Genomic DNA, 14,283 nt, shown 5'->3' with positions numbered 1-14,283 from the left:
ACGAGATACGAGATACGAGACATTTTTGAAAATTGGAGCAGATAAGACAAGCAAAAAGTGCCAAACATCATGGTGCAATTTCTATTATCTTTTCCTTGTTCTACAGACACAAAAAAGCCGAGCTAATGCTCGGCTTTTGTATTAAGAATCTAGTATAGATTACTCAGCAGCTTCTTCAGCAGCTGGGCGGTCTACAAGCTCAATGTAAGCCATTGGAGCTTTATCACCAGTACGGAAACCACATTTAAGAATGCGAGTGTAACCACCTTGGCGAGCCGCGAAACGCGGGCCTAGTTCATTAAATAGTTTTGCCACAACTTCGTTATCACGAGTGCGAGCAAATGCAAGACGACGGTTAGCAACACTGTCTGTCTTAGCTAGGGTAATCAATGGCTCAATTACGCGACGTAGTTCTTTTGCTTTAGGCACGGTAGTTTTAATAACTTCGTGACGAACAAGAGAGCTAGCCATGTTGCTGAACATCGCTTTGCGATGACTGCTGTTGCGGTTGAGTTGACGACCACTTTTACGATGGCGCATGACCTAATCCTTCTAACTTTTCGATTAATCTTCAGCGATTGACGCTGGTGGCCAGTTTTCTAGACGCATGCCTAGAGAAAGACCACGTGAAGCAAGCACATCTTTAATCTCTGTAAGAGATTTCTTACCAAGGTTTGGCGTTTTAAGTAGCTCAACCTCAGTGCGCTGTACAAGATCACCGATGTAGTGAATCGCTTCTGCTTTCAAACAGTTAGCAGAGCGAACTGTTAGTTCAAGATCGTCTACAGGACGTAGTAGGATAGGATCGAATTCTGGCTTCTCTTCCTTCTCCTCAGGTACACGTACATCACGAAGATCTACGAACGCATCCAATTGTTCAGCTAAAATAGTAGCTGCACGACGGATTGCTTCCTCAGGTTCTAGAGTACCGTTCGTTTCCATATCGATAACAAGCTTGTCTAAATCAGTACGTTGTTCTACACGTGCCGCTTCTACAGCGTAAGCGATTTTATCAACCGGGCTGTAAGTAGCGTCAACTAGTAGACGACCGATAGGACGCTCATCTTCTTCAGTATGGATACGAGCTGAAGCTGGAACGTAACCACGACCACGTTCTACTTTGATACGCATAGCGATCTCAGCGTTGTCATCCGTTAGGTGACAAATTACGTGCTCAGGGTTAGCGATCTCTACATCACCATCGTGGGTGATGTCACCTGCAACAACAGGGCCTGAGCCTGATTTGTTCAGTGTAATAAACACTTCATCTTTGCCTTCAGCAACGCGTACAGCCAAACCTTTAAGGTTTAGAAGGATTTCCAGGATATCTTCCTGAACGCCTTCTTTAGTGCTGTATTCGTGTAGCACACCTTCAATTTCAACTTCTGTTACGGCACAACCCGGCATAGAAGATAGAAGAATGCGGCGAAGAGCATTACCTAGAGTGTGGCCGAAACCGCGCTCTAATGGCTCAAGAGTTACTTTCGCGTGTGTCGTATTGATCTGTTCAATGTCAACAAGACGCGGCTTAAGAAATTCTGTTACAGAACCCTGCATTGTGTCCTCTCTTTTTTTAACCTTACTTAGAGTAAAGTTCGACGATCAAGTGTTCATTGATGTCAGCTGATAGGTCAGAACGCTCAGGCATACGCTTGAATGTACCTTCCATTTTGCCAGCATCTACTTCAATCCAAGTTGGCTTTTCACGTTGTTCAGCAACTTCTAGAGCCGCTTTAATACGAGATTGCTGTTTAGCTTTCTCGCGGATAGAAACAACGTCGTTTGCCGCTACTTTGAAAGAAGGAACGTTTACAACTTTACCGTTAACTAGAATAGACTTGTGGCTAACTAGTTGACGAGATTCAGCACGAGTAGCGCCAAAGCCCATACGGTAAACTACGTTATCAAGACGACCTTCAAGAAGCTGAAGCAGGTTTGCACCTGTGTTGCCTTTAAGACGTGCAGCTTCTTTGTAGTAGTTGCGGAATTGTTTTTCTAGAACGCCGTAGATACGACGAACTTTTTGCTTCTCACGAAGCTGAACGCCATACTCAGATAGACGACCGCGACGAGCGCCGTGTACACCTGGTGCGTTATCAATTTTACACTTGGTATCGATCGCACGGACACCAGACTTAAGGAATAAGTCAGTACCTTCGCGACGGCTAAGCTTAAGCTTAGGACCCAAATATCTTGCCATGATCTTTCTCCAATATTCCTAGAAACGAAACTTAAACGCGACGTTTCTTAGGTGGACGACAACCGTTATGAGGGATTGGTGTCGCATCAACAATGTTAGTGATACGGAAACCAGCAGCGTTCAGTGCACGAACAGTAGATTCGCGACCTGGACCTGGACCCTTAACCATAACTTCCAAGTTCTTTAGGCCATATTCTTTAGCCATTTCACCACAACGCTCAGCTGCAACTTGTGCTGCGAACGGAGTAGATTTACGAGAACCACGGAAACCTGAACCACCTGCTGTAGCCCATGCAAGAGCGTTGCCTTGACGGTCAGTGATAGTTACGATTGTGTTGTTGAAAGAAGCATGAATGTGCGCTACGCCATCAGCTACTTGCTTGCGTACGCGCTTACGCGCGCGAGTTGGTTGTTTTGCCATTGTACTCTACCTTATCCGACTATTTCTTGATCGGCTTGCGCGGACCCTTACGGGTGCGAGCGTTGGTTTTAGTACGCTGTCCACGTAGTGGTAGACTGCGACGATGACGAAGACCGCGGTAACAGCCAAGGTCCATAAGACGCTTGATGTTCATCGATACTTCACGACGTAGATCACCTTCTACAGTGTACTTAGCTACACCATCACGCAGTTGATCGATCTGCTCTTCAGTTAGTTCACTGATCTTAGCATCTTCAGCAATACCCACTTCAGCTAGAATAGCTTGAGAGCGAGTTTTACCGATACCGTAGATTGCAGTAAGTGCAATTACAGAATGCTTATGATCAGGAATGTTAATGCCGGCTATACGGGCCATTATTCACTCCTAAGGGGTTCATAAAAGAATTATCCGCAGCAAAGCCCGTTATGGATACGCTGCGGCATACTACTTCTTTTGCACGCAAAAGGTAGGCCGAGGAATATACTCGACTCTACCTTGTATTTCAAGTAAAAATTTCTGCTAATTAGCCTTGGCGTTGCTTATGCTTTGGCTCACTGCAAATCACGCGAACGACACCGTTACGCTTGATAACTTTACAGTTACGGCAGATTTTTTTAACGGAAGCACGAACTTTCATTGCTAAACTCCGTAAATGGAATCGAAATTGTTACCACCGAATTAACGGCCGTAACCCTTCAGATTCGCTTTCTTTAACACAGAATCATACTGTTGTGACATCAGATGAGTCTGTACCTGTGCCATGAAATCCATGATAACTACCACTACGATTAGTAGTGATGTGCCGCCAAAGTAGAAACGAACGTTCCACGCGACCATCATGAACTCAGGAATCAGACATATAAAAGTAATGTATAGAGCGCCCGCAAGGGTTAGTCTAGTCATCACTTTATCGATATATTTCGCTGTCTGCTCACCTGGGCGGATACCGGGTACGAATGCACCAGACTTCTTCAAGTTATCAGCTGTTTCACGTGGGTTAAACACCAACGCTGTATAGAAGAAACAGAAGAAGATTATAGCTGCTGCATAAAGCATTACATACAAAGGTTGACCTGGGCTAAGAGCTAATGACACGTCAGTTAACCAACCGAACGCGCTGCTTTCACCATTTTGACCAAACCACTGCGCTAATGTTCCTGGGAACAAAATAATACTTGATGCGAAAATCGCTGGAATAACACCTGCCATATTAATCTTAAGAGGCAAGTGAGAGCTTTGTGCTGCAAAAACTTTACGACCTTGTTGACGTTTCGCATAGTTAACGACGATACGACGTTGACCACGTTCCATGAAAACTACGAAGTAAATAACAGCAAAAGACAATACAGCAATCAACAGCAGAAGAAGCACATGCAATTCACCTTGACGCGCTTGCTCGATTGTTTGACCGATTGCAGAAGGCAATCCAGCAACAATACCTGCAAAAATCAGAATGGAAATACCATTACCGATTCCTCGCTCAGTGATTTGTTCACCTAACCACATTAAGAACATGGTACCAGTTACTAAACTCACGGTAGCAATAAGCGTAAACATGGTTTGGTTGATAACAACCAGATTGTCGACCATGTTTGGTAAGCCTGTTGCGATACCAATAGCTTGGAATGTTGCAAGTACAAGCGTGCCGTAGCGTGTATATTGGCTTATCTTACGACGGCCTGCTTCACCCTCTTTCTTGAGTTCCGCTAACGCTGGATGAACTACAGTTAGCAATTGGACTACGATCGATGCCGAAATGTACGGCATGATACCCAATGCTAATATAGATGCACGCTCAAGAGCACCACCGGAGAACATGTTAAACATTTCTACGATGGTACCTTTTTGCTGATCGAACAAATCGGCAAGTACAGCTGCGTCAATACCAGGGATCGGCACAAAAGAGCCGGCTCGGAATACTAAAAGTGCACCAATTACGAATAATAAGCGCGACTTTAGTTCACTTAAGCCGCTCTGAGCACTACGAAAATCTTGTCCTGGTTTCTTAGCCATCTGTACCTCGTTCCTCGAGATTATTCCTCGATTTTACCGCCTGCAGCTTCGATTGCAGCTTTAGCGCCTTTAGTCACGCGTAGACCTTTAACAGTCACAGCTTTGCTTAGGTCACCAGAAAGAACGATCTTAACAAACTCGATGTTCTTAGTGATAACGTTAGCAGCTTTAAGGCTGTTAAGATCAACTACGTCACCTGTTACTTTCGCTAGCTCAGCTAGACGAACTTCAGCAGACACTAGGCTCTTACGAGAAGTGAAACCGAATTTAGGTAGACGTTGTTTTAGAGGCATTTGACCGCCTTCAAAACCTGGACGAACAGAGCCGCCAGAACGTGACTTTTGACCTTTGTGACCGCGGCCACCTGTTTTACCAAGGCCAGAACCGATACCACGACCTACACGCTTCTTAGAAGGTTTAGAGCCAGCAGCCGGTGATAGAGTATTCAAACGCATTCTGATTACTCCTCAATCTTAACCATGTAGTAAACCTTGTTGATCATACCGCGTACGCACGGTGTATCTTCAAGTTCTACTGTATGGTTGATGCGACGAAGACCTAGACCTTTAAGACACGCTTTGTGCTTAGGTAGGCGACCAATTGAGCTTTTAGTTTGAGTTACTTTAATAGTTGCCATCGTGTGCTTACTCCGAAATAGATTCAACAGTTAGACCACGTTTAGCAGCAACCATTTCTGGTGACTTAACGTCTACTAGAGCACCAATCGTTGCACGAACGATGTTGATCGGGTTCGTTGAACCGTATGCTTTAGAAAGTACGTTATGTACGCCCGCAACTTCAAGTACAGCACGCATTGCACCGCCGGCAATAACACCTGTACCTTCTGCAGCTGGCTGCATGTAAACTTTAGAGCCCGAATGACGACCTTTCACCGGGTGGTGAAGAGTGCCTTCGTTAAGCGATACTGTAACCATGTTACGGCGCGCTTTTTCCATTGCTTTTTGAATCGCAGCAGGTACTTCACGAGCTTTGCCGTAACCGAAACCTACGCGACCGTTACCGTCACCAACTACTGTTAGTGCAGTAAAGCTCATGATTCGACCACCTTTAACCGTCTTAGATACACGGTTAACTGCGATCAGCTTTTCTTGCAAATCATTAGCTTGTTGTTGTTCTTTAGCCATCTTCCAACCCTACCTTAGAATTTCAGACCAGCTTCGCGAGCAGATTCTGCTAGCGCCGCTACTCGACCGTGGTATTGGAAACCAGAACGATCAAATGCAACTGAAGCTACGCCTTTTTCAAGAGCGCGCTCAGCAACAGCTTTACCAACTGCTTTAGCTGCATCAACGTTACCAGTGTTCTTAACTTGCTCACGGATCGCTTTTTCTACAGTAGAAGCAGCTGCGATAACCTCAGAGCCGTTTGCCGCGATAACTTGTGCGTAAACATGGCGAGGAGTACGGTGTACTACCAGGCGAGTTGCACCAAGTTCTGCAATCTTACGACGTGCACGTGTAGCACGACGGATGCGAGATGCTTTCTTATCCATAGTGATACCTTACTTCTTCTTAGCTTCTTTAGTACGCACATTTTCATCTGCGTAACGAACACCTTTGCCTTTGTAAGGCTCAGGAGCACGGTAAGAACGAATGTCAGCCGCAACTTGACCTACTACTTGCTTATCGCAACCAGTAATGATGATCTCAGTTTGGCTAGGGCACTCAGCTTTAATACCTTCAGGTAGAGCGTGCTCTACTGGGTGAGAAAAACCAAGAGTTAGAGCTACAGAGTTGCCTTTCATAGCAGCACGGTAACCAACACCCTTAAGAGTTAGCTTCTTAGTGAAGCCCTCAGTAACACCCACAACCATGTTATTAACTAGAGCGCGAGCTGTACCAGCTTGTGCCCATGCGTTAGTAACACCTTCTTTCGGACCGAAAGTTAGGTTGGTTTCTTCCTGTGCAATAACTACGGCGCTGTTAAGAACGCGAGTAAGCTCACCTTTGCTACCTTTTACAGTAACTTCTTGGCCGTTTAGTTTCACCTCTACGCCAGCTGGAATAGCGACAGGTGCTTTAGCAACACGAGACATAATCTACTCCTTAAGCTACGTAACAGATGATTTCACCGCCAAGACCTGCTTTACGAGCAGCACGGTCAGACATCAGACCCTTGGAAGTAGAAACAACTGCAATACCAAGACCACCCATCACTGTAGGTAAAGAGTCTTTATTTTTATAAACTCTTAGACCAGGACGTGATACACGCTTGATTTGCTCGATTACAGGTTTAGCTTGGAAGTACTTAAGAGTAACTTCTAGCTCAGGTTTTGCTTCGCTGTTAACAGCGAAGTCTACGATGTAACCTTCAGCTTTAAGTAATGCAGCAATTGCAACTTTAAGCTTTGAAGAAGGCATTTTTACAGCAACTTTGTTTGCTGCCTGACCGTTACGAACTCGGGTCAGCATATCCGAAATCGGATCTTGCATGCTCATAAGATTTACTCCAAATGATTAAGTGGCAATTACCAGCTAGCCTTACGAAGACCCGGAATCTCGCCTTTCATGCAAGCTTCACGAACCTTAATGCGGCTTAGACCGAATTTACGTAGGTAACCGTGTGGACGACCAGTTTGGTTGCAACGGTTGCGCTGACGTGATGCACTTGAATCACGTGGAAGAGATTGCAGTTTAAGAACCGCATTCCAACGATCTTCTTCAGATGCGTTTACATCGCTAATGATAACTTTTAGCGCAGAACGCTTTTCAGCGAACTTAGCTACTAGTTTTGCACGTTTAGCTTCACGTGCTTTCATTGATTGTTTAGCCATAACAGTAACCCTACCCTTACTTACGGAATGGGAAGTTAAAGGCAGCCAGCAGAGCTCGGCCTTCCTCATCGGAACCCGCAGAAGTCGTGATAGTGATATCAAGACCGCGGACACGATCGACTTTATCGTAGTCGATTTCCGGAAAGATGATTTGCTCGCGAACGCCCATGCTGTAGTTACCGCGACCGTCAAAAGACTTAGCGCTAACACCACGGAAATCACGTACACGTGGAAGTGCGATAGAGATTAAACGCTCTAAAAATTCCCACATGCGCTCACCACGCAAGGTTACTTTACAACCAATTGGGTAGCCTTCACGAATTTTGAAACCAGCTACAGATTTACGCGCTTTAGTGATAAGTGGCTTTTGACCAGAGATCGTTGCCATATCAGCTGCTGCGTTTTCTAGCAGTTTCTTATCGTTGATTGCTTCACCAACGCCCATATTTAGGGTGATTTTCTCAATCCTAGGGACTTGCATGACGCTTGTGTAGCTGAACTCTTTGGTAAGCTCAGCGACTACAGACGACTTGTAGTAATCATGCAGTTTCGCCATAGTAGAACTCCAAATTACTTCTAATTAGTTAGAAACAGTTTCGCCGTTAGATTTGAAGAAACGAACTTTCTTGCCATCTTCGATACGGAAACCGATACGGTCTGCTTTACCAGTAGCCGCGTTAAAAACAGCAACGTTAGAAGCATCAATAGCTGCTTCTTGTTCAACGATGCCACCTTGTTGACCTAGAGCCGGAACCGGCTTTTGGTGTTTCTTAACAAGGTTGATGCCTTCAACGATAACTTTACCAGTTGTCAGAACCTTAGTTACTTTACCTTTCTTGCCTTTATCTTTACCAGCAAGAATGATTACTTCGTCATTACGACGGATTTTAGCTGCCATATTGCCGCTCCTTACAGAACTTCAGGTGCTAGTGATACAATCTTCATGAATTTCGCGTTACGAAGTTCACGAGTCACAGGACCAAAGATACGTGTGCCGACTGGTTGCTCAGTAGTGTCATTTAACAATACACAAGCATTACTGTCGAAGCGAATGACAGAACCGTCTGGGCGACGAACGCCTTTACGGGTGCGCACTACTACCGCCTTCAGAACATCACCTTTCTTTACTTTACCGCGAGGAATCGCTTCCTTCACTGTAACCTTGATGACGTCACCGATATGTGCATAACGGCGGTGAGAGCCACCCAGAACCTTAATACACATTACCTTGCGCGCGCCAGAGTTATCTGCTGCGTCAAGTGTACTTTGCATCTGGATCATTGTTAGTGCTCCGCTAAATATTAAAACTAGACCCTCTCGGGTCGGGCTGCCTCTTTAAAAGGGACGCGAATTGTACCACCCTTTTTTTAAATTGGGTAGACAAAAAACAAGCGGCTCCAAAAAATTATTTGGAGCCGCTTATAAGTTATAGAATTACAAAGATTAAATCTTCGCTTTTTCTAGAACTTTAACCAATGTCCAAGACTTAGTCTTAGACAGAGGACGACACTCAGCGATTTCAACTTTGTCGCCTAGGCCACAAGTGTTGTCTTCGTCGTGTGCGTGTACTTTAGTCGTGCGTTTGATGAACTTACCGTAAATTGGGTGTTTTACAGTGCGCTCAATAGCAACAACGATAGACTTGTCCATCTTGTCACTTACTACACGGCCTTGCTGGATGCGGTTAGTTTCGCTCATTATGCGCCTGCCTTTTCAGTCAAAACAGTTTTCACACGTGCGATGTCACGGCGTACAGCTTTTAGAGTATGAGTTTGCTGTAGTTGACCAGTTGCAGCTTGCATGCGCAAGTTGAACTGTTCACGTAGCAAATTCAATAGCTCAGCGTTAAGCTCTTCAACGTTCTTTTCGCGTAGATCTTGTGCTTTCATCACATCACCTGCTTAGTTACAAAAGTAGTTTTAACAGGCAGTTTACGTGCCGCTAGGCGGAACGCTTCACGTGCCAACTCTTCAGGTACGCCATTCATCTCGTACATAACTTTGCCTGGTTGGATTTGAGCAACCCAGTACGCAACTGAACCTTTACCTTTACCTTGACGAACTTCAAGAGGCTTTTCAGTAATCGGCTTGTCTGGGAATACACGGATCCAGATTTGACCTTGACGCTTAATGTGACGTGTCATAGCACGACGTGCCGCTTCGATTTGACGTGCAGTCAGACGACCACGGCCAACAGCTTTAAGACCGAATTCGCCGAAGCTTACTTCAGTACCTTTAGCTAGACCACGGTTACGACCAGTCATAACCTTGCGGAACTTAGTACGTTTTGGTTGTAGCATCGTTCGACTCCTTACTTACGGCCTTTACGCTGCTTCTTAGGCTTATCGCCTTTTGGCTCTACTGCGTTAGCAGCTGGCATACCGCCTAGAATCTCACCTTTGAAGATCCAAACTTTAATGCCGATCACACCGTATTGAGTGTGAGCCGAAGAAGTTGCGTAATCAATGTCTGCACGTAGAGTGTGTAGAGGCACACGGCCTTCACGGTACCACTCAGAACGTGCGATTTCAGCACCGCCAAGACGGCCGCCTACTTGTACTTTGATGCCTTTAGCGCCTAGACGCATAGCATTTTGTACCGCACGCTTCATTGCACGACGGAACATAACACGACGCTCTAGTTGAGACGCGATGCTATCAGCTACAAGCTGACCATCTAGCTCAGGCTTACGTACTTCAGCGATGTTAATTTGCGCTGGTACACCTGCGATTTTAGCTACAGCTGCGCGTAGCTTCTCTACGTCTTCACCTTTCTTACCGATAACAACGCCAGGACGAGCAGTGTGAATAGTCACACGGATGCTCTTAGCTGGACGCTCGATAACGATACGAGATAATGATGCTTTTTGTAGTTCCTTTGTAAGGAACTGACGTACCTTGAAGTCGCCGTCTAGGTTGTCAGCGAATTCGTTGGTATTAGCAAACCATGTAGCATTCCAAGGCTTAACGATGCCAAGACGAATACCATTAGGATGTACTTTCTGACCCATTGCTTACTCTCCTAGTCTTTAGCGATCTGCTACAACAATAGTGATGTGGCTTGAACGCTTCAAGATACGATCCGCACGACCTTTAGCACGAGGCATAATACGCTTCATGATAGGGCCCTCATCTACGAAGATTTTAGCGACATTTAGATCGTCGATATCTGCACCTTCGTTATGTTCCGCGTTAGCGATAGCTGACTCAAGAACCTTCTTAACTAATACAGCAGCTTTTTTGTTGCTGAAAGTTAGAATTTCTAGAGCTTGGTCTACCGACTTACCGCGAATTTGGTCTGCAACTAAGCGAGCTTTCTGTGGAGAAATACGAGCAAAGTTATGTTTAGCTAAAGCTTCCATCATCTACTCCTTATTTCTTCTTAGCTTTCTTATCTGCAGCATGACCGCGATAAGTACGAGTTGGTGCAAATTCGCCCAGTTTGTGACCGATCATTTCTTCGGTAACGAAAACTGGAACGTGCTGACGACCATTATGGACAGCGATGGTCAAACCAATCATTGTTGGGATGATCATTGAGCGACGGGACCAAGTCTTAATAGGCTTTTTGTCTCCGCTTTCCACCGCTTTCTCTACCTTCTTCAGCAAGTGTAGGTCAATAAAAGGACCTTTCTTGAGAGAACGTGGCATGGCGATTCCTCTTTATAAATTATTTAGTGCGACGACGTACGATGTACTTGTCAGTGCGCTTGTTCTTACGAGTCTTGAAGCCCTTAGTAGGAACGCCCCAAGGAGAAACTGGGTGACGACCACCAGATGTGCGGCCTTCACCACCACCATGTGGGTGATCCACCGGGTTCATTACTACACCACGTACGGTTGGACGTACGCCGCGCCAGCGTGAAGCACCAGCTTTACCAAGTTCACGTAGCATATGCTCAGAGTTACCAACTTCACCGATCGTTGCACGACCTTCAGAAAGAACTTTGCGCATCTCACCAGAACGTAGACGGATAGTTACGTATGCACCATCGCGAGCGATGATTTGAGCATAAGCACCAGCCGAACGAGCTAGTTGAGCACCTTTACCAGGCTTAAGTTCAACACAGTGTACAGTAGAACCTACTGGGATGTTGCGCATCGGCAGAGTGTTACCTGCTTTGATTGCAGCATCTACGCCAGATTGAATCTGGTCGCCTGCGTTAACACCTTTAGGTGCAATGATGTAACGACGCTCACCGTCTGCGTACAGAACTAGAGCGATGTTAGCACTACGGTTTGGATCGTATTCTAGACGCTCAACTTTCGCTGGGATGCCATCTTTAGTACGTTTGAAGTCAATTACACGGTAATGGTGCTTATGACCACCACCGATGTGACGTACTGTAATACGACCGTTGTTGTTACGACCACCGTTCTTAGAGTTTTTCTCTAGAAGTGGTGCGTATGGCTTACCCTTGTGTAGGTCAGCGTTAACAACTTTAACGACGTGACGACGACCAGGGGAAGTCGGCTTACATTTAACAATAGCCATTTTTACTACTCCTGTTATTCCGCGCCGCCAACGAAGTCAAGATCTTGACCTTCTTTCAAAGTAACGTAGGCTTTCTTAACGTCTGAACGACGGCCTTCACGCATACCTTGACGTTTGGTCTTACCCTTTAATACAAGAGTATTTACAGACTTAACTTCAACTTCAAATAGCTTTTCTACAGCTGCTTTGATCTCTTTCTTAGTTGCATCTTTAGCTACTTTGAAAACGATAGTGTTCGCTTTCTCAGCTGCCATAGTTGCTTTTTCAGAGATGTGCGGAGCACGTAGAACTTTTAAGATACGCTCTTCAGTGATCATGCTAGCATCTCCTCAACTTGCTTAACTGCGTCAGCAGTCATTAGAACCTTGTCGAAAGCGATTAGTGATACTGGATCAACACCAGCAACATCACGTGCATCTACTTTGTATAGGTTACGAGCAGCTAAGAATAGATTTTCATCTACTTCGCCAGTCACAATCAGAACGTCGCTTAGCTCAAGCTCTTTAAGCTTAGCTACAAGTTCTTTTGTTTTTGGTGCTTCTACAGAGAAGTTATCAACAACGATTAAACGCTCTTGACGAACTAGCTCAGAAAGAATGCTCTTCATAGCACCGCGGTACATTTTTTTGTTTACTTTTTGGCTGTGATCTTGTGGTTTCGCAGCAAAAGTAACACCACCTGTACGCCAGATTGGGCTACGAATTGTACCAGCACGTGCGCGGCCAGTACCTTTTTGACGCCATGGCTTAGCGCCACCGCCAGATACTTCAGAACGAGTCTTTTGAGCACGAGTACCTTGACGAGCACCTGCTGCATATGCAACAACTACTTGGTGTACAAGAGCTTCGTTGAAGTCACGTCCGAAAGTAGTCTCGGAAACAGTTAGTGCATCAGCACCTTTAACCATCAATTCCATTACTTACTCCTAGACGTTATGCTTTAACAGCAGGTTTTACGATCACGTTTCCGCCTGTTGAGCCCGGTACTGCACCTTTAATAAGGAGTAGATTGCGCTCAGCGTCAACACGTACGATCTCTAGGTTTTGAGTCGTTACACGCTCAGCACCCATGTGACCTGCCATTTTCTTGCCTTTAAACACGCGGCCTGGAGTTTGACATTGGCCAATTGAACCCGGTGCGCGGTGAGACAAAGAGTTACCGTGAGTCATATCTTGAGTAGAGAAATTCCAACGCTTGATAGCGCCTTGGAAGCCTTTACCTTTAGATGTACCAGTAACGTCTACTTTTTTAATTTCGTTGAAAAGTTCTACGTTTAGCTCAGCGCCAACTTCAAACTCTTCGCCGTTTTCTAAACGGAATTCCCAAAGACCGCGACCTGCTTCTACACCCGCTTTCGCGAAGTGACCAGCTTCAGGTTTAGTTACACGGTTAGCTTTCTTAGCACCAGTAGTTACTTGGATTGCTGCGTAGCCATCAGTCTCAAGAGTTTTAACTTGAGAAATACGGTTCGCTTCAACCTCAACAACAGTTACTGGGATAGAAACGCCTTCTTCAGTAAATACGCGGGTCATACCCACTTTACGTCCGACTAGACCAATCATTATTCTTATCTCCCTTAACCTAGGCTGATTTGAACATCAACGCCAGCTGCAAGATCAAGACGCATTAGAGCATCAACAGTTTTATCTGTTGGCTCAACGATGTCGATCAAACGCTTGTGAGTACGGATTTCGTACTGATCACGTGCATCTTTGTTGACGTGTGGAGAGGTAAGAACAGTGAAACGCTCTTTACGAGTAGGAAGTGGAATAGGACCACGAACCTGTGCGCCAGTACGTTTTGCTGTTTCAACGATTTCCGCAGTTGAAGCATCGATTAGCTTGTAATCAAACGCTTTAAGGCGGATACGAATACGTTGGTTCTGCATGAGACAGAGCTCCAATTATTAAAAATTACACAAACAATATCGCCACTCAAACCCGATAAAACGAGAGAATGCCGATTGATTTATGTGAAACCGTAGCACCCAAAATTAGGACGCATTGTCAGTTAACTTTTGAAGTAAACAAGAAGTTTACTATTTTTATTAACCGCGAACATAAGCTGAGTATACATTACTAGGTAAGACCTACTCCTCAGTGCTCATTGGTTCACAACCAGCGTTAGCCAGTGCGATGCATTATACAGATCACACTTTAGTATGCAAGTAGTGTTGGAAAAATAATCGCAATTTATTGGAAGTTGGTTTTGTATCGAGAGGGAAGAAGATAGATGGAAGGTAATATTTCTTTTGAGAAAACAAAAGGGAAGCCGAAGCTCCCCTTTTCAGATGCGTGCTCTTCTAATGAAGAGAGTGCAAAAATCTAAATGCTATTAAGCGAAGATTTTAGCTACAACACC

Annotated in this window: 28 protein-coding genes; all 28 read right to left on the bottom strand. The window is 45.2% G+C overall.

Features of this window, described 5'->3' with window-relative positions:
• Positions 1–159: 159 nt before the first annotated feature.
• Entirely contained in the window at positions 160–540 is a 381-nt protein-coding gene (gene rplQ, locus AB4263_RS22750) for a 50S ribosomal protein L17 (RefSeq protein ID WP_004729812.1), read from the bottom strand.
• Positions 541–564: 24 nt separating this feature from the next.
• Positions 565–1,557 carry a DNA-directed RNA polymerase subunit alpha gene (locus AB4263_RS22745; protein ID WP_004729813.1) on the bottom strand — a complete coding sequence of 331 codons (993 nt, stop codon included), beginning with the start codon at positions 1,555–1,557 and terminating at the stop codon, positions 565–567.
• Between the two features lie 22 nt (positions 1,558–1,579).
• A complete protein-coding gene (gene rpsD, locus AB4263_RS22740) occupies positions 1,580–2,200 on the bottom strand; it encodes a 30S ribosomal protein S4 (RefSeq protein WP_004738777.1) in 621 nt (206 codons plus the stop codon).
• A 31-nt stretch (positions 2,201–2,231) separates the two neighbouring features.
• Entirely contained in the window at positions 2,232–2,621 is a 390-nt protein-coding gene (rpsK, locus tag AB4263_RS22735; RefSeq protein WP_004738778.1) for a 30S ribosomal protein S11, read from the bottom strand.
• A gap of 19 nt (positions 2,622–2,640) precedes the next feature.
• Complete coding sequence (gene rpsM, locus AB4263_RS22730) at positions 2,641–2,997, bottom strand: 30S ribosomal protein S13 (RefSeq protein WP_004738779.1); 357 nt, start codon at positions 2,995–2,997, stop codon at positions 2,641–2,643.
• A gap of 148 nt (positions 2,998–3,145) precedes the next feature.
• Complete coding sequence (gene rpmJ, locus AB4263_RS22725; protein ID WP_000868186.1) at positions 3,146–3,259, bottom strand: 50S ribosomal protein L36; 114 nt, start codon at positions 3,257–3,259, stop codon at positions 3,146–3,148.
• 41 nt (positions 3,260–3,300) lie between these two features.
• Positions 3,301–4,635, bottom strand: a complete 1,335-nt coding sequence (gene secY / locus AB4263_RS22720; RefSeq protein WP_004738781.1) for a preprotein translocase subunit SecY — start codon at positions 4,633–4,635, stop codon at positions 3,301–3,303.
• Positions 4,636–4,655: 20 nt separating this feature from the next.
• A complete protein-coding gene (gene rplO / locus AB4263_RS22715; RefSeq protein WP_004736758.1) occupies positions 4,656–5,090 on the bottom strand; it encodes a 50S ribosomal protein L15 in 435 nt (144 codons plus the stop codon).
• Positions 5,091–5,095: 5 nt separating this feature from the next.
• The gene (rpmD, locus tag AB4263_RS22710) at positions 5,096–5,272 is read right to left on the bottom strand and encodes a 50S ribosomal protein L30 (RefSeq protein ID WP_004736756.1); all 177 of its coding nucleotides are present in this window, start codon (positions 5,270–5,272) and stop codon (positions 5,096–5,098) included.
• A 7-nt stretch (positions 5,273–5,279) separates the two neighbouring features.
• Positions 5,280–5,780 carry a 30S ribosomal protein S5 gene (rpsE, locus tag AB4263_RS22705; RefSeq protein WP_017061307.1) on the bottom strand — a complete coding sequence of 167 codons (501 nt, stop codon included), beginning with the start codon at positions 5,778–5,780 and terminating at the stop codon, positions 5,280–5,282.
• 14 nt (positions 5,781–5,794) lie between these two features.
• Entirely contained in the window at positions 5,795–6,148 is a 354-nt protein-coding gene (gene rplR, locus AB4263_RS22700) for a 50S ribosomal protein L18 (RefSeq protein WP_004738784.1), read from the bottom strand.
• A gap of 9 nt (positions 6,149–6,157) precedes the next feature.
• On the bottom strand, positions 6,158–6,691 hold the full coding sequence (gene rplF / locus AB4263_RS22695) for a 50S ribosomal protein L6 (protein ID WP_017063712.1): 534 nt from the start codon (positions 6,689–6,691) through the stop codon (positions 6,158–6,160).
• A gap of 10 nt (positions 6,692–6,701) precedes the next feature.
• Positions 6,702–7,094 (bottom strand): 30S ribosomal protein S8, encoded by a 393-nt coding sequence (rpsH, locus tag AB4263_RS22690; RefSeq protein ID WP_017061309.1) that lies wholly within the window; start codon positions 7,092–7,094, stop codon positions 6,702–6,704.
• Positions 7,095–7,123: 29 nt separating this feature from the next.
• Positions 7,124–7,429: a 30S ribosomal protein S14 gene (gene rpsN / locus AB4263_RS22685; RefSeq protein ID WP_004738789.1), complete on the bottom strand. Its 306-nt coding sequence runs from the start codon at positions 7,427–7,429 to the stop codon at positions 7,124–7,126.
• A 16-nt stretch (positions 7,430–7,445) separates the two neighbouring features.
• Positions 7,446–7,985, bottom strand: coding sequence for a 50S ribosomal protein L5 (rplE, locus tag AB4263_RS22680; protein WP_004738790.1), 540 nt, complete (start codon positions 7,983–7,985; stop codon positions 7,446–7,448).
• Positions 7,986–8,009: 24 nt separating this feature from the next.
• Entirely contained in the window at positions 8,010–8,327 is a 318-nt protein-coding gene (gene rplX / locus AB4263_RS22675; RefSeq protein WP_004738792.1) for a 50S ribosomal protein L24, read from the bottom strand.
• An 11-nt stretch (positions 8,328–8,338) separates the two neighbouring features.
• Entirely contained in the window at positions 8,339–8,710 is a 372-nt protein-coding gene (rplN, locus tag AB4263_RS22670; protein ID WP_004736740.1) for a 50S ribosomal protein L14, read from the bottom strand.
• Between the two features lie 162 nt (positions 8,711–8,872).
• Positions 8,873–9,127, bottom strand: a complete 255-nt coding sequence (gene rpsQ / locus AB4263_RS22665) for a 30S ribosomal protein S17 (protein ID WP_004736739.1) — start codon at positions 9,125–9,127, stop codon at positions 8,873–8,875.
• The gene (rpmC, locus tag AB4263_RS22660; RefSeq protein ID WP_004736737.1) at positions 9,127–9,318 is read right to left on the bottom strand and encodes a 50S ribosomal protein L29; all 192 of its coding nucleotides are present in this window, start codon (positions 9,316–9,318) and stop codon (positions 9,127–9,129) included. The genes rpsQ and rpmC overlap by 1 nt, the downstream gene beginning before the upstream one ends.
• Entirely contained in the window at positions 9,318–9,728 is a 411-nt protein-coding gene (rplP, locus tag AB4263_RS22655; RefSeq protein WP_004736736.1) for a 50S ribosomal protein L16, read from the bottom strand. The genes rpmC and rplP overlap by 1 nt, the downstream gene beginning before the upstream one ends.
• Positions 9,729–9,739: 11 nt before the next feature.
• On the bottom strand, positions 9,740–10,438 hold the full coding sequence (gene rpsC / locus AB4263_RS22650) for a 30S ribosomal protein S3 (RefSeq protein ID WP_004736734.1): 699 nt from the start codon (positions 10,436–10,438) through the stop codon (positions 9,740–9,742).
• Positions 10,439–10,456: 18 nt separating this feature from the next.
• Positions 10,457–10,789, bottom strand: a complete 333-nt coding sequence (gene rplV / locus AB4263_RS22645) for a 50S ribosomal protein L22 (protein WP_004736732.1) — start codon at positions 10,787–10,789, stop codon at positions 10,457–10,459.
• A 10-nt stretch (positions 10,790–10,799) separates the two neighbouring features.
• A complete protein-coding gene (rpsS, locus tag AB4263_RS22640) occupies positions 10,800–11,078 on the bottom strand; it encodes a 30S ribosomal protein S19 (protein WP_004736729.1) in 279 nt (92 codons plus the stop codon).
• Positions 11,079–11,097: 19 nt separating this feature from the next.
• A complete protein-coding gene (gene rplB, locus AB4263_RS22635; RefSeq protein WP_010435149.1) occupies positions 11,098–11,922 on the bottom strand; it encodes a 50S ribosomal protein L2 in 825 nt (274 codons plus the stop codon).
• A gap of 14 nt (positions 11,923–11,936) precedes the next feature.
• Positions 11,937–12,239 carry a 50S ribosomal protein L23 gene (rplW, locus tag AB4263_RS22630; RefSeq protein ID WP_004736765.1) on the bottom strand — a complete coding sequence of 101 codons (303 nt, stop codon included), beginning with the start codon at positions 12,237–12,239 and terminating at the stop codon, positions 11,937–11,939.
• On the bottom strand, positions 12,236–12,838 hold the full coding sequence (gene rplD / locus AB4263_RS22625) for a 50S ribosomal protein L4 (RefSeq protein ID WP_004738803.1): 603 nt from the start codon (positions 12,836–12,838) through the stop codon (positions 12,236–12,238). The genes rplW and rplD overlap by 4 nt, the downstream gene beginning before the upstream one ends.
• Positions 12,839–12,854: 16 nt before the next feature.
• Entirely contained in the window at positions 12,855–13,484 is a 630-nt protein-coding gene (rplC, locus tag AB4263_RS22620) for a 50S ribosomal protein L3 (protein ID WP_004736763.1), read from the bottom strand.
• Positions 13,485–13,498: 14 nt separating this feature from the next.
• Complete coding sequence (gene rpsJ / locus AB4263_RS22615) at positions 13,499–13,810, bottom strand: 30S ribosomal protein S10 (protein WP_004736761.1); 312 nt, start codon at positions 13,808–13,810, stop codon at positions 13,499–13,501.
• Between the last annotated feature and the right edge of the window lie 473 nt (positions 13,811–14,283).

Origin of the sequence: Vibrio sp. 10N.261.55.C5, assembly GCF_041470505.1 — a bacterium.
Classification (GTDB): Bacteria; Pseudomonadota; Gammaproteobacteria; order Enterobacterales; family Vibrionaceae; genus Vibrio; species Vibrio crassostreae_C.
This window is presented reverse-complemented; position numbering and strand designations above follow the sequence as displayed.